Source organism: Pseudomonas sp. 910_21, from assembly GCF_052850735.1.
This window is the reverse complement of sequence record NZ_VXCY01000001.1, coordinates 434,285-448,744: the sequence shown is the minus strand read 5'-3', so window position 1 is coordinate 448,744 and position 14,460 is coordinate 434,285. Positions and strand designations below refer to the sequence as shown.

General features: G+C 62.8%; 14 protein-coding genes. 11 read left to right on the top strand and 3 right to left on the bottom strand.

Annotation, left to right across the window (positions count from 1 at the left end):
* Positions 1–22 precede the first annotated feature (22 nt).
* Positions 23–1,498 carry an inorganic phosphate transporter gene (locus FW796_RS02025; RefSeq protein ID WP_102861490.1) on the bottom strand — a complete coding sequence of 492 codons (1,476 nt, stop codon included), beginning with the start codon at positions 1,496–1,498 and terminating at the stop codon, positions 23–25.
* Between the two features lie 376 nt (positions 1,499–1,874).
* Positions 1,875–2,075, bottom strand: a complete 201-nt coding sequence (locus tag FW796_RS02020) for a hypothetical protein (protein WP_102861491.1) — start codon at positions 2,073–2,075, stop codon at positions 1,875–1,877.
* 685 nt (positions 2,076–2,760) lie between these two features.
* Here FW796_RS02020 and pcaR point away from each other — a divergent pair.
* From pcaR to pcaC, 11 genes are all read left to right on the top strand, one after another.
* Entirely contained in the window at positions 2,761–3,603 is an 843-nt protein-coding gene (gene pcaR, locus FW796_RS02015) for a pca regulon transcriptional regulator PcaR (protein WP_016962563.1), read from the top strand.
* Between the two features lie 290 nt (positions 3,604–3,893).
* Positions 3,894–5,240, top strand: a complete 1,347-nt coding sequence (locus tag FW796_RS02010; protein WP_346635008.1) for an MFS transporter — start codon at positions 3,894–3,896, stop codon at positions 5,238–5,240.
* Positions 5,241–5,430: 190 nt separating this feature from the next.
* Complete coding sequence (locus FW796_RS02005; RefSeq protein WP_102861493.1) at positions 5,431–6,288, top strand: CoA transferase subunit A; 858 nt, start codon at positions 5,431–5,433, stop codon at positions 6,286–6,288.
* Positions 6,288–7,067 (top strand): CoA-transferase subunit beta, encoded by a 780-nt coding sequence (locus FW796_RS02000; RefSeq protein ID WP_346635007.1) that lies wholly within the window; start codon positions 6,288–6,290, stop codon positions 7,065–7,067. The genes FW796_RS02005 and FW796_RS02000 overlap by 1 nt, the downstream gene beginning before the upstream one ends.
* Entirely contained in the window at positions 7,064–8,269 is a 1,206-nt protein-coding gene (gene pcaF / locus FW796_RS01995) for a 3-oxoadipyl-CoA thiolase (RefSeq protein ID WP_180988376.1), read from the top strand. Before FW796_RS02000 ends, pcaF begins: the two co-directional genes overlap by 4 nt.
* A gap of 37 nt (positions 8,270–8,306) precedes the next feature.
* Positions 8,307–9,011 (top strand): protocatechuate 3,4-dioxygenase subunit beta, encoded by a 705-nt coding sequence (gene pcaH, locus FW796_RS01990; RefSeq protein WP_123727765.1) that lies wholly within the window; start codon positions 8,307–8,309, stop codon positions 9,009–9,011.
* Position 9,012: 1 nt separating this feature from the next.
* Complete coding sequence (gene pcaG / locus FW796_RS01985) at positions 9,013–9,579, top strand: protocatechuate 3,4-dioxygenase subunit alpha (RefSeq protein ID WP_404938468.1); 567 nt, start codon at positions 9,013–9,015, stop codon at positions 9,577–9,579.
* A gap of 95 nt (positions 9,580–9,674) precedes the next feature.
* Positions 9,675–10,970: an MFS family transporter gene (locus FW796_RS01980; protein WP_346635005.1), complete on the top strand. Its 1,296-nt coding sequence runs from the start codon at positions 9,675–9,677 to the stop codon at positions 10,968–10,970.
* Positions 10,971–11,018: 48 nt separating this feature from the next.
* Positions 11,019–12,383, top strand: coding sequence for a 3-carboxy-cis,cis-muconate cycloisomerase (locus FW796_RS01975; protein ID WP_446438956.1), 1,365 nt, complete (start codon positions 11,019–11,021; stop codon positions 12,381–12,383).
* 11 nt (positions 12,384–12,394) lie between these two features.
* Entirely contained in the window at positions 12,395–13,183 is a 789-nt protein-coding gene (gene pcaD / locus FW796_RS01970) for a 3-oxoadipate enol-lactonase (RefSeq protein WP_446438955.1), read from the top strand.
* Positions 13,184–13,205: 22 nt separating this feature from the next.
* Positions 13,206–13,598, top strand: a complete 393-nt coding sequence (gene pcaC, locus FW796_RS01965) for a 4-carboxymuconolactone decarboxylase (RefSeq protein ID WP_346635002.1) — start codon at positions 13,206–13,208, stop codon at positions 13,596–13,598.
* Positions 13,599–13,623: 25 nt separating this feature from the next.
* On the opposite strand, the gene FW796_RS01960 is transcribed toward pcaC, so the two are convergent.
* Complete coding sequence (locus FW796_RS01960) at positions 13,624–14,448, bottom strand: methyltransferase domain-containing protein (RefSeq protein ID WP_346635001.1); 825 nt, start codon at positions 14,446–14,448, stop codon at positions 13,624–13,626.
* Positions 14,449–14,460: the final 12 nt, after the last annotated feature.

Below are 14,460 nucleotides of genomic sequence, written 5' to 3'. Positions count from 1 at the left end.
CTTTTTTGTTGGCGCTGGGGTATCAGGTCCCGAGGACTTTCGAGGCCGCCCAGAACAGACCGGCGGACAGGGCCACGGTCGCCGGCAGGGTCAGGACCCACGCCAGGAGGATGGTCTTCACCGTACCGCCTTGCAGGCCGCTCTTGTTGGCGACCATGGTCCCGGCCACGCCGGAGGAGAGTACGTGGGTGGTGGAGACCGGCAGGCTGAAGATGTTCGCCAGGCCGATCAGGCCCGCCGCGGTGATCTGTGCCGACATGCCCTGGGCGTAGGTCATGCCTTGCTTGCCGATCTTCTCGCCAATGGTCAGCACTACACGCTTCCAGCCGATCATGGTGCCCAGGCCCAGGGCCAGGGCGACAGCCAGGATCACCCAGAACGGCGCGTACTCGGTGGTGGCGGTCAGGTCCTTGCGCAGCTTGTCCAGGTCAGCCTTTTCACGGGCCGACAGGTTCGGCAGTTTGCCCACTTTCTTCGCCGTGTCGTCCAGGCACAGCAGGTAGCGGCGCACTTCGATGCGGCTTTCCGGCGACAGCGAGTGGTAGTCGGCGACACCCTTGAGGCTGCTCAGCAGGGCGCTGATGGTGGGCTCGGTCTGTTGCGGGTTGCAGCGGAACTTGCCCGGCAGGTCGTCTTTCACGCTCTTGCCCAAGGCCAGGAATTCGCCCAGTGAGTCGTGGTTGCGCTCATAGAACTGACTCAGGTGCAGGGTCGCGTCGCGGGTACGCTCGATCTGGTAGGTGGTGCTGTTGAGGTCCAGCACGAACTGCGCGGGCACGATGCCGATCAGCACCAGCATGATCAGGCCAATGCCCTTCTGACCATCGTTGGAGCCGTGGACGAAGCTCACGGCCATGGCCGAGATCACCAGTACCAGTCGGTTCCAGAACGGTGGGTGCTTCTTGTCATCGACTTTGCGGCGTTGTTCCGGGGTCTTGTGCATCTTCGAGATCGGACGCCACCATTTCAGGCCGATCAGTACCAGCGCAGCAATAAGGAAGCCGGCCATCGGCGAGAACACCAGGGAGGCCCCGATATCGATCGCTTTCTGCCAGTTCACGCCGTCCCCCAGGGGGATGTCGTTGAGCAGGGCGTTGGCCAGGCCGACACCGAGGATCGAGCCGATCAGGGTGTGGGAGCTGGAGGCCGGGATGCCGAAGTACCAGGTGCCCAGGTTCCAGGCGATGGCCGCGGCCAGCAACGAGAAGACCATGGCCAGACCGTGACCGGTGTTGACATTGATCAGCAGCTCGACCGGCAGCAGGTGAACAATGGCATAGGCTACGCCGACGCCGCCCAGCAGCACACCGAGGAAATTGAAGACACCGGAAAAGAACACGGCCAGGTGTGGCGGCATGGCTTTGGTGTAGATGACAGTGGCAACCGCGTTTGCGGTGTCATGAAAGCCGTTGATGAACTCGTAGGCGAGGACAAAAGCCAGGGCGAGCAAGAGGCTCACAAGCACCCAAGCATCCAGTCCGCTGAATAAATCGATCATGAAGGTTTTCTGACCCGGTCATAAGGGGGCGCGATTATGCCAGAAAACCCTGCTAATCAATGCACAAGGTGCTCACCGGTAACATTCTTCAACGAAAAAACTGACCGGGAGCAGAGTTTTCGCCGATTCCCGCCCAGCGCGGCAAGTCATTGAGTTTATTGGCCCAAAGCGCGACGCCGGGGCTTCTAGCCCGGGGATGAAAGGGTTCAAACGCTTGTATGAAATTTCAACGAAAGGGCCTGCCGGGTACCGTTTCTCGCTGTGGGTGGGGCGAGGCGGTGAAGGGCCCGGGGTAGCGAGCATCAATGGTCTGCCTGGCCGCTGGGGTGATCGAGCGGACAAGAGAGCAAGCCCTGAAAAACTCAGGCCGTCAGCATTATGGCTGTTCGGCCTTGAGCTCTTTTTCCATCTTTTGCAGTTCTTGGGTGAACGCCTGATCGCGAATACTTGCGCGTTTGCGCCAAGGTTTGCGTTCAGGTTCCGGTTGGGCGGCATAACGGGTGATCTCGCCGCCGTAAACTTCCTTGTAACGTTGTTCCTGGCGCTCAAGTTCCGCGCGCAGTTCGTCTTTCGTCACAGTGTTACCTAATTGAGTAAGGGTCCATTCCGGTGCAACGCATTGCCTGTGGGTGACTATCAAGAAAGCGGACTGTTTGCCTGCTCAGGCCTTGGGTCCTGTTCTTTCCAGCCAGCCTTTTGTTGCATGCGGCCACGTCACCGGATGAAAACGACTGTCGTAGCAACAGTGTTGTTTGTTGCAAGCGGATTGGCCGAATCTGGTTTGGGGTCAAGCGCTTGCGGCAGGTGACCGATTGCAGCCTGAATCACCTGAGCGAGGTACGAGCGGGACTGATTCCGCGCTACTCACTCCGGCAGTATAGCTTCGGCGAAGAATAACTCTATGGTTAGAAAGTTTAAAACAGCCAACTTTATTGTGAGCGTTTTGTGACACGAAAGTTCTAATGAATTCCTACACGGCGCTTCCCGTCTTCGCACTCCGCTGGCTGAATTCTATATGGGGCGAGTCCGCTCTTGATACAAGTGGCAGGCCTGAAGATAGCCACTGAGTCCGCCTCCTGCTGGCGATTATTACTATGAGTTTTTGCAATAAAAGAGTGGGTGGGTGGTCGGCAACGGCCAGCATCGTTGATTGCGATTATCGGTCGACGGTTCGATAATCGCCCAATCTTGCAGGGGCCGGCTTGTGCTGCCTCTCCAATACGGCTTGTAATACGGAAGAATTTCATCGCAGAGACCCTGAAATGAACGATCAGATGCGTAATTCCTTTACCTCAGTAGCGCCGCCCATCGTGGCTTCGGCGGCGAAGAGGATTCAGGCGTTGACCGGTGACCCGGATTTCATGACGTCTCTGGCCCGAGGCCTGGCGGTGGTGCAGGCGTTTCAGGAGCGCAAGCGCCACCTGACCATTGCCCAGATCAGCCACCGCACGGAGATTCCTCGGGCGGCAGTGCGCCGCTGCCTGCATACCCTGATCAAGCTGGGATACGCCACCACCGATGGGCGTACCTATTCGCTGCTGCCCAAGGTGCTGACCCTGGGTCATGCCTACCTGTCGTCGACGCCCCTGGCGGTTTCCGCGCAGCCTTATCTGGACCGCATGAGCGAGCAACTCCACGAAGCCTGCAACATGGCCACCCTGGAAGGTGACGACATCCTGTATATCGCCCGTTCGGCCACTACCCAGCGGTTGATTTCCGTCGATCTTTCGGTGGGCGGCCGGCTACCGGCCTATTGCACCTCCATGGGGCGGATTCTGTTGGCCGCGCTGGATGATTCTTCGCTGCATGAATATCTGGAACATGCCGATCTACAGGCCAAGACCAGTCGCACCCTGCACACCCCGGAGGCGTTGCTGGAGTGCCTGCAGCAAGTGCGTCAGCAGGGCTGGTGCATCGTCGATCAGGAACTGGAGCAAGGGCTGCGTTCGATTGCCGTGCCGGTCTACGATGCTTCGGGCCAGGTACTGGCGGCGTTGAACGTAAGCACCCACGCGGGCCGGGTCAGCCGCGCCGAATTGGAACAGCGTTTTCTACCCGGCCTGCTGAGCGCCAGCCGTGATCTGAGCGCCCAGCTGTTTGCTTAAGCTGTTCGATAAACGCACAGATCCGCCTTTGACGAATTGACGCTCTTTCCCCTGGCTCATTAATGTCGCGGCAGCGTCATCGGCGGCCAGCCGGCATTGCCAGGCTGCCGCCGCCGACCCGTCCAATAATAATGAAGAGGCCAACTCATGAGCATGCTCTCCCTGCGTCGTTGCCGTGACCGTTCCTGCCGTCCCGCTCGAATCGCCTGATTTTCGCCACCCTTTCTACGTGACCTGATCAGCCCTTGGCGGCCTGTGCTCGCCTGCGTTTTAGTGTGGAAATAAAAACAATGAATCAACCCCAATCCGCTGTAGGGAACTGCCTCGATGTGCAGTCCTTCATCAATTCCCAGCCGCTGTCCCGTTACCAGTGGCGAGTAGTGATCCTGTGTTTCCTGATTGTCTTTCTCGATGGCCTGGACACTGCGGCCATGGGCTTCATCGCCCCGGCGCTGTCCCAGGACTGGGGCATCGACCGTGCCAGCCTCGGCCCGGTGATGAGTGCAGCGCTGATCGGCATGGTCTTCGGTGCCCTGGGTTCCGGGCCCCTGGCTGACCGTTTTGGCCGCAAGGTGGTGCTGGTAGGGGCGGTGCTGCTGTTTGGCGCCTTCAGCCTGGCTTCGGCCTACAGCACCAACGTCGACCAGTTGCTGGTGCTGCGCTTTCTTACCGGCCTGGGCCTGGGGGCGGGGATGCCCAATGCCACCACGCTACTCTCGGAGTACACCCCCGAGCGCCACAAGTCGCTGCTGGTGACCAGCATGTTCTGCGGGTTCAACCTGGGCATGGCGGGCGGTGGTTTCATTTCCGCCAAGCTGATCCCGGCCTTTGGTTGGCACAGCCTGCTGCTGATCGGCGGTGTCCTGCCGCTGATCCTGGCCCTGGTGCTGGTGGTCTGGCTGCCGGAGTCGGCGCGTTATCTGGTGGTGCGCAATCGCGGCACCGACAAGGTGCGCAAGACCCTGGCTCCCATCGCTCCGGCCATCGTCGGCGAGGCCGGCAGTTTCAGCGTGCCGGAACAGAAGACGGTGAAGGCGCGCAACGTTTTTGCCGTGATCTTCTCCGGCACTTACAGCGTCGGCACTCTGCTGCTGTGGCTCACCTATTTCATGGGCCTGGTGATTGTCTACCTGCTGACCAGCTGGCTGCCGACCCTGATGCGCGACAGTGGCGCCAGTATGGAGCAGGCGGCCTTTATCGGCGCCTTGTTCCAGTTCGGTGGGGTGCTCAGCGCGGTCGCCGTGGGATGGGCCATGGACCGTTTCAATCCGCACAAAGTGATTGGCTGCTTCTACCTGTTGGCCGGGGTCTTCGCCTATGCCGTGGGACAAAGCCTGGGCAACATCACCGTGCTCGCCACCCTGGTGCTGATCGCCGGCATGTGCGTCAACGGTGCGCAATCGGCGATGCCTTCCCTGGCGGCGCGTTTCTATCCGACCCAGGGACGGGCCACCGGGGTGTCCTGGATGCTCGGCATCGGTCGATTCGGCGCCATTCTCGGTGCCTGGATGGGCGCCACCCTGTTGGGCCTGGGCTGGAACTTCGAACAGGTGCTGACCGCGCTGGTGATCCCGGCGGCGCTGGCCACCACAGCGGTAGTGATCAAGGGCATGGTCAGCCATGCGGACGCCACCTGACAGGCAATAAAGGCCAGGATTGAGTGCGGGGCCGAGGATCGATAGCCCTGCAACAATCCGTTCGATAATCGAACGCTCAGTCGATTATCGGATTGTTTGGGGTAGTGCTCCGGCTTAATCTTCAGTCACTGCGGCGCGCCCAGAGCGCCTTTTTCTCCAGTCGCTGAATAACAATCGGGAGACCCCATCCATGGCTGAAATCCTTTCGCTGCACGACGCGGTGAAGCAATTCGTCAACGACGGTGACACCGTCGCACTCGAAGGCTTCACCCACCTGATCCCTACGGCCGCAGGTCATGAAATCATCCGCCAGGGCAAGAAAGACCTGACCCTGGTGCGGATGACGCCTGACCTGATCTACGACCAGTTGATCGGTGCCGGTTGCGCTCGCAAGCTGATTTTCTCCTGGGGCGGCAACCCGGGTGTTGGCTCCTTGCATCGTCTGCGGGACGCCGTGGAAAAGCAGTGGCCACAGCCCCTGGAAATTGAAGAGCACAGCCACGCCGACCTGGCCAACGCCTATGTGGCCGGAGCCTCCGGACTGCCATTCGCGGTACTGCGCGCCTATGCCGGTTCCGATCTGCCCAAGGTCAACCCATTGATCAAGACCGTGACCTGTCCCTTCACCGGTGAAGTGCTGGCGGCGGTGCCTTCGGTGCGTCCCGACGTTACGGTGATTCACGCGCAGAAAGCCGATCGCAAGGGCAACGTCCTGCTGTGGGGCATCCTTGGGGTGCAGAAAGAGGCCGCCCTGGCCGCCAAGCGCTGCATTGTCACCGTCGAGGAAATCGTCGACGACCTGAATGCGCCGATGAACGCCTGTGTACTGCCGACCTGGGCCCTGAGCGCGGTCTGCCACGTGCCCGGCGGTGCCCATCCGTCCTATGCGCACGGCTACTCCGAGCGTGACAACCGCTTCTACCAGGCCTGGGACCCGATCGCCCGCGACCGTGAGACCTTCACCGCGTGGATCAACGAATACATCCACGGCAGTGCCGACTTCAGCGAATTCCAGGCCAAGCTGGCCGCAGCTTCGGAGGCCCAGTAATGACCTACTCCACCAATGAAATGATGACCGTGGCCGCGGCCCGTCGCCTGCAGAACGGTTCGGTATGCTTCGTCGGCATCGGCCTGCCGTCCAAGGCCGCCAACCTGGCGCGCCTGACCTCGTCGCCGGACGTGGTGCTGATCTACGAGTCCGGCCCCATCGGTGCCAAGCCCAGCGTGCTGCCGCTGTCCATCGGTGACGGTGAACTGGCGGAAACTGCCGACACCGTAGTCCCCACCGGAGAGATTTTCCGCTACTGGCTGCAGGGCGGACGCATCGATGTGGGGTTCCTCGGCGCGGCCCAGGTCGACCGTTTCGGCAATATCAACACCACGGTGGTGGGTGATTATCACCGGCCCAAGGTGCGCCTGCCGGGCGCTGGCGGTGCGCCGGAGATCGCCGGTTCGGCGAAGAGCGTGCTGATCATCCTCAAGCAGTCTTCCCGCTCCTTTGTCGACAAGCTGGACTTCATCACCTCCGTCGGCCATGGCGAAGGCGGCGACTCGCGCAAGCGCCTGGGCCTGCCCGGGGCTGGTCCGGTGGGGATCATCACCGACCTGTGCATCATGGAGCCGGAAGCCGGTACCCACGAATTCGTCGTCACCTCCCTGCACCCGGGCGTGACCCGCGAGCAGGTCGTGGCCGCCACCGGCTGGGCGATCCGTTTTGCCGAGCAGGTGGCCGAGACGGCCGCGCCTACCGAAGTCGAACTGACCGCCCTGCGTGACCTGGAAGCACGCACGGCCGCGGCCCATGGCCAAGCCCCCGGAGAAGCCTGATGCGCGACGTATTCATCTGTGATGCCATTCGTACCCCCATCGGCCGCTTTGGCGGCGGCCTGTCGGCGGTGCGCGCCGATGACCTGGCGGCGGTACCGATCAAGGCGCTGATGGAGCGCAACCCGACGGTGGACTGGAATGCCGTGGACGAGGTGTTCCTCGGCTGCGCCAACCAGGCCGGTGAAGACAACCGCAACGTGGCGCGCATGGCACTACTGTTGGCGGGCCTGCCGGACAGCGTGCCGGGCGTCACCCTCAACCGCCTCTGCGCCTCGGGCATGGATGCCATCGGCACCGCCTTCCGCGCCATTGCCAGTGGCGAGATGGAACTGGCCATCGCCGGCGGCGTCGAGTCCATGTCCCGTGCGCCCTTTGTCATGGGCAAGGCCGATGCCGCCTTCTCGCGCAACATGAAGCTGGAAGACACCACCATCGGCTGGCGCTTCATCAACCCGCTGATGAAAGCCCAGTACGGTGTGGATGCCATGCCCCAGACCGCCGACAACGTGGCGGACGACTATAAAGTGTCCCGCGCCGACCAGGACGCCTTCGCCCTGCGCAGCCAACAGCGCACCGCCGCGGCCCAGGCCGCGGGTTTCTTCGCAGAGGAAATCGTCCCGGTGCGCATTGCCCACAAGAAGGGCGAGAGCGTGGTGGAGCAGGACGAACATCCACGGGCCGACACTACCCTGGAAGCCCTGGGCAAACTCAAGCCGGTCAACGGCCCGGACAAGACCGTCACCGCCGGCAATGCGTCCGGGGTCAACGACGGCGCTGCCGCACTGATCCTGGCTTCGGCCGAGGCGGTCAAGAAACACGGCCTGACTCCACGTGCGCGAGTGCTGGGCATGGCCAGTGCCGGTGTGGCGCCGCGGGTCATGGGCATTGGCCCGGTGCCGGCGGTGCGCAAATTGATCGAGCGCTTGGGTGTGGCCGTCAGCGACTTCGATGTGATCGAACTCAACGAAGCCTTCGCCAGCCAGGGCTTGGCGGTCCTGCGGGAACTGGGGCTGGCGGACGATGCGCCGCAAGTCAATCCCAATGGCGGCGCCATTGCCTTGGGTCACCCGTTGGGCATGAGCGGCGCACGCCTGGTACTGACGGCCTTGCACCAGTTGGAAAAGAGCGGCGGCAAGAAAGGCCTGGCCACCATGTGCGTGGGTGTCGGCCAAGGGCTGGCACTGGCCATCGAGCGGGTTTGAATGCCTGCCCTATATAAGAAGAGAACGAGGAACCACCATGAGTGACAAGCCCGGTTACCGGCGCCCGCAAGCGGGTACTCAGCCTGATTATCTGCACCCGGCCTACCAGTCGACCAACACCCGTTCGCCGTCCAAGCCGCTGGTGTTCCTGCCGCATTCGCTTTCGGAAATCACCGGCCCGAGCATCGGTGCCGAGTCGATCCAGGAGCGGGACAACGACCTGACGGCCCAGCACGAAGGCCAGCCTCAGGGCGAGCGCATCATCATCCACGGTCGGGTTCTGGACGAGAACGGCCTGCCGGTGCCGGGCATCCTGGTGGAGATCTGGCAGGCCAACGCCGCCGGTCGCTACAACCACGACCGCGACTTGCACGACGCGCCCCTGGACCCGAACTTCACCGGCACCGGGCGTACCGTGACCGACGCCGACGGCTGGTACCAGTTCCAGACCATCAAGCCCGGCGCCTACCCCTGGGGCAACCACCACAATGCCTGGCGTCCGGCGCATATCCATTTCTCGCTGTTCGGCCCGAGCATTCTTACCCGCCTGGTGACCCAGATGTATTTCCCCGGCGACCCGCTGCTGGAATATGACCCGATCTACAACTGCGTGCCGGACACCCGTGCCAAGGAACGCCTGATCGCCAGCTTCGACCTGGAGAAAACCATTCCTTCCTACGCCCTCGGTTACCGTTGGGACATCGTCCTGCGCGGCCGCGATGCCACGCCGATGGAGAAATAACATGAACCTGACCGCGACCACGTCCCACACCGTCGGCCCCTACTATCACATCGGCCTGACCTGGCTGAACCGCGAAGACCTGACCGAGGAAGGCACCCTGGGCGAGCGGGTGGCAATCACCGGCCAGGTGGTGGACGGCAACGGCAACTTCGTCAACGACGCCATGCTGGAAGTCTGGCAAGCCAACGCTGCCGGCAAGTACCGCCACTGCGAGGATGAGCAGGCCAAACCCCTGGACCCGAACTTCCAGGGGTTTGGCCGAGTCCCGGTGGACGCTGAAGGGCGCTTTCGTTTCACCACCATCAAGCCGGGCACGGTGCCAGGTCTCAAGGGCGCGACCCAGGCCCCGCACCTGGTGGTGCTGGTGTTCGCCCGTGGCCTGGTCAAGCACCTGCTGACCCGGATCTATTTCGAGGGTGAACCGGCCAACGCCGCCGACCCCTTGTTGGCCTGCGTACCCGAGGAGCGTCGCACCACCTTGCTGGCCAAGGCCGATGCCGAGGGCCGCTACCAGTGGAACGTGATCCTCCAGGGCACCGACGCCGAAACCGTGTTCTTCGACTACTGACCTGGGGCACCGCTGCCTGCATGGCAGCGGTGACAGGGAACGGGAATGTTGCCAAGTGTGTCTAGACTCACACTGTCCCCCACGAGTGAAAAACCATGACTACAACGACAAGTCACTACACCGCAGAGGAGCGCAGCAAAAGGATCTTTGCCATTGTCGGTGCCTCCTCCGGCAACCTGGTGGAATGGTTCGACTTCTACGTCTATGCCTTTTGCGCCATCTACTTCGCTCCGGCCTTCTTCCCCTCTGACGACCCCACCGTGCAACTGCTCAACACCGCTGGGGTATTCGCCGCAGGGTTCCTGATGCGCCCCATCGGCGGCTGGCTGTTCGGCCGGGTCGCCGATCGTCATGGGCGCAAGAACTCGATGATGATCTCGGTGCTGATGATGTGCGCCGGCTCCCTGGTCATCGCCTTCCTGCCGACCTATGCCAGCATCGGTGCCTGGGCGCCGTTCCTGCTGTTGGTGGCGCGCCTGTTCCAGGGCTTGTCGGTGGGCGGCGAGTACGGCACCACCGCGACCTACATGAGCGAAGTGGCGCTCAAGGGCCAGCGTGGTTTCTTCGCTTCCTTCCAGTACGTGACCCTGATCGGCGGACAACTGCTGGCGGTGTCGGTGCTGGTGATCCTCCAGCAGTTCCTCGATGAGGCCGAGCTCAAGGCCTGGGGCTGGCGCATTCCCTTCGTGATCGGCGCCATTGCGGCGGTGATCTCGTTGCTGCTGCGTCGCTCGCTGAAAGAAACCACCAGCAAGGAAATGCGCGAGAACAAGGATGCCGGCAGCATCGCCGCGTTGTTCAAGAATCACTCGGCGGCCTTTATCACGGTGCTGGGCTACACCGCCGGCGGCTCGCTGATTTTCTACACCTTCACCACCTACATGCAGAAGTACCTGGTGAACACTGCGGGCATGCACGCCAAGACGGCCAGCTACATCATGACCGGCGCGCTGTTCCTTTATATGTGCATGCAGCCGCTGTTCGGCATGCTCGCGGACAGGATCGGCCGGCGTAACTCGATGCTCTGGTTCGGCGCCCTGGGCACCCTGTTCACGGTGCCGATCCTGATGACCCTGAAGACCGTCACCAGTCCGTTCCTGGCCTTCGTGCTGATCACCCTGGCTCTGTCCATCGTCAGTTTCTACACCTCCATCAGCGGCCTGGTGAAGGCCGAGATGTTTCCGCCCCAAGTGCGGGCGCTGGGGGTGGGCTTGGCTTATGCGGTGGCCAATGCGATCTTCGGTGGCTCGGCGGAATGGGTAGCCCTGAACTTCAAGAACATGGGCATGGAAAACACCTTCTACTGGTACGTCACGGCGATGATGGCGATTGCTTTCCTGTTCAGCCTGCGTCTGCCGAAACAGGCGGCGTACCTGCACCACGACCTTTGACCCATGCACCTGCGCCCGACCAGGACGCAGGTGCAGCAAGGACTGTTTATGACCCTACCTGCGAGCAATCAGCTGTTCGATGCCTACTTTACTGCCCGGGAAATGCGCGGAGTGTTCTGCGACCAGGGGCGGGTTCAGGCCATGCTCGACTTCGAGGCCGCCCTGGCCCGGGCCGAGGCGCGGACCGGGTTGATTCCCAGCGCAGCGGTTGCCCCCATCGAGGCAGCCTGCCGCGCCGAACTCTATGACTTCCAGGCCCTGGGCGAAGCGATCGCCACGGCCGGCAATTCGGCGATTCCACTGGTCAAGGCCCTGGGCAAGCAGATCGCCCGGAGCGATGCCGAGGCCGAGCGCTATGTGCACCTGGGCGCCACCAGCCAGGACGTGATGGACAGCGGGCTGGTGCTGCAATTGCGGCGCGCCGTGCACTTGCTGGAGCAGGACCTGAACCGTCTGGGCGGCATACTTGCGGCCCAGGCCAAGCGCTATGCCGACACGCCTCTGGCCGGCCGAACCTGGCTGCAACATGCTACGCCGGTGACCCTGGGCATGAAGATTGCCGGTTGGCTGGGGGCCGTGACCCGCAGCCGCGAACGGCTGCAGCAACTCAAGCCGCGCCTGCTGGTGCTGCAGTTCGGTGGTGCTTCCGGAACCCTGGCGGCCCTGGGCGAACAAGCCCTGCCGATTGCCCAGGCCCTGGCGCAAGAGCTGCAGTTGAGCCTGCCGGAACAGCCCTGGCACACCCAGCGCGACCGTCTGGTGGAGTTCGCCTCGGTGCTGGGCCTGCTGGCCGGCAGCCTGGGCAAGCTGGGGCGGGACATCAGCCTGTTGATGCAGACCGAAGCGGCGGAAGTCTTCGAGCCTTCGGCGCCGGGCAAGGGCGGTTCGTCCACCATGCCCCACAAGCGCAATCCGGTGGGCGCGGCGGTATTGATCAGCGCCGCGACCCGGGTTCCGGGGCTCTTGGCCACGATGTTCGCCGCCATGCCCCAGGAGCACGAGCGCAGCCTCGGCTTGTGGCACGCCGAATGGGAAACCCTGCCGGAGATTTGCTGCCTGGTGTCGGGGGCCCTGCAACAAGCCTTGCTGGTAGCCGAGGGCCTGGAGGTCGACAGCGCACGCATGGCGCGCAACCTTGACCTGACCCAGGGCCTGGTCCTGGCGGAAGCGGTGAGCATTGAACTGGCCCAGCGCCTGGGGCGGGAGACTGCCCATCACCTGTTGGAACAATGCTGCAAGCGTGCGGTGGCCGAACGACGCCATCTGCGCGAGGTATTGGCGGACGATGCCCAGGTCAGCGCCGAGCTTTCGGCGCCAGAGCTGGATCGTCTGATGGACCCGGCGCAGTACCTCGGTCAGGCCCAGGCCTGGGTCGAGCGCGCCGTGGCTGAACATTTTGCCTTGAAGGCCTGAAGGAGACTGCTGTGGGATTCGTGAAACTCGCCGAGGGCGATCTGCACTATCAACTCGAAGGGCCAGAAGGCGCGCCGGTACTGGTGCTGTCCAACTCCCTGGGCACCGATCTGCACATGTGGGACAAGCAGATCGCGGCGTTCACCCGGCACTTTCGGGTGTTGCGCATGGACACTCGCGGCCATGGCCTTTCGCTGGTGACCGAGGGGCCCTACAGCATCCAGCAACTGGGCCAGGATGTGCTGGCGCTGCTGGACGCCCTGGATATCCAGCGTGCGCATTTCTGCGGTCTTTCCATGGGTGGCCTGATCGGCCAGTGGCTGGGGATCAATGCCGGCGAGCGCCTGCACAAGCTGGTGGTGTGCAACACCGCGGCGAAGATCGGCGAGCCGTCTGTGTGGAACCCGCGGATCGAGACGGTTCTACGTGACGGTCAGGCGGCCATGGTGGCGCTGCGCGATGCCTCCATTGCCCGCTGGTTCACCGAAGATTTTGCCGCCGCGCGTCCTGACCAGGCCAAGCTGATTACCGACATGCTCGCTGCCACTTCGCCCCAAGGCTATGCCGCCAACTGCGCAGCGGTGCGGGATGCGGATTTCCGTGAGCAACTGGCAGCGATCAAGGTGCCGACCCTGGTGATCGCCGGCAGCGAAGACGCGGTGACGCCGCCTTCCGGCGGGCACTTTATCCAGCAGCACGTGGCCGGCGCCGAGTACGCCGAGTTTTATGCCGCGCACCTGTCCAACGTCCAGGCCGGTGACGCGTTCAGCGACCGTGTCGTGGAATTCCTGCTGGCCTGACCCCGGATTCAAGGAGCCCTTTGTGGACGAGAAACAACGTTATGACGAAGGCATGCAGGTACGCCGCGCCGTACTGGGCGATGCCCATGTGGACCGCAGCCTGAATGCCCTGAACGAGTTCAACTCGGAATTCCAGGAAATGATCACCCGCCATGCCTGGGGTGATATCTGGACCCGTCCGGGCCTGCCGCGGCACACCCGCAGCCTGATCACCATCGCCATGCTGATCGGCATGAACCGCAACGAAGAACTCAAGCTGCACTTGCGGGCCGCGGCCAACAACGGCGTGAGCCGCGCCGAGATCAAGGAAGTGATCATGCAGAGCGCGATCTACTGCGGCATCCCGGCGGCCAATGCCACCTTCCACCTGGCCGAATCGGTGTGGGACGAACTGGGCATCGAATCCCGCAGTTGAGGCGCCGGAGCTGCACCGCATGGTTTCAGACGGTGGCCAGAATGAACACCCGCTTGAACGGGAACAGCGTCCGGCCATCGCCTTCGGGCGGATAGTAGCGATGTACCCGTGCCAGGTAATGGTTGAGGAAGCATTGTCGTTGTCGGTCGTCCAGGCTCAGGAGTACGGGGCGCAAGGCCGAGACCTTGACCCAGTCGAAGATCGGCGACTGGCCTTCCACGACCTGCAGGTGTTCGGTTTCCCAGATGTCCAGTTCCCGAGTCAGGGGCGCCAGCAAACGGTAGTAGCCATCCAGCGACAGTACCCGGCGCTCGGCCATGAACGCCCGCAGCTCCGGGGTGCCCAGCGGCTTGCCGTCCGGTCCTGCCTGCTCCAGGCTTTCGAGTATCAACTGATACCACAGGGCATCGCGCCAATTGGGCATATGCGCCGCCAGGCAGCCGCCGGGGGTGAGCTGGTTCAACAGGCGCGGCAGCAGGTGTTCGTGGTCACTCATGAAGTGCAGCACTGCGGCAGCGAACAACAGGTCTGCAGGCTGTTTGGCTTTCCATTGCAGCAGATCGCACCTGCGCCACAGCGCCTTGATCGGCAGGCAGCTGGCTTCGGCAAGCATTTCCGAGGAACTGTCCACGCCTGTCAGCTCCGCGTAGGGCCAGCGCTGCGCCAGCAGTTGAGTGGCGATACCTGTTCCGCAACCCAGGTCGTAGATGTGATGGGGGTGCTGCAGGGCGACATGATCCAGTAGTTCGACCGCAGGTCGTTCTCGCAGGCGCACGAACTGCTGATAGGCCTGGGGATCCCATTGGGTACTGAGGTTCCTGGCCGTGGTCGGCTGAGGCTTGGTACTCATGTAAACATCCTT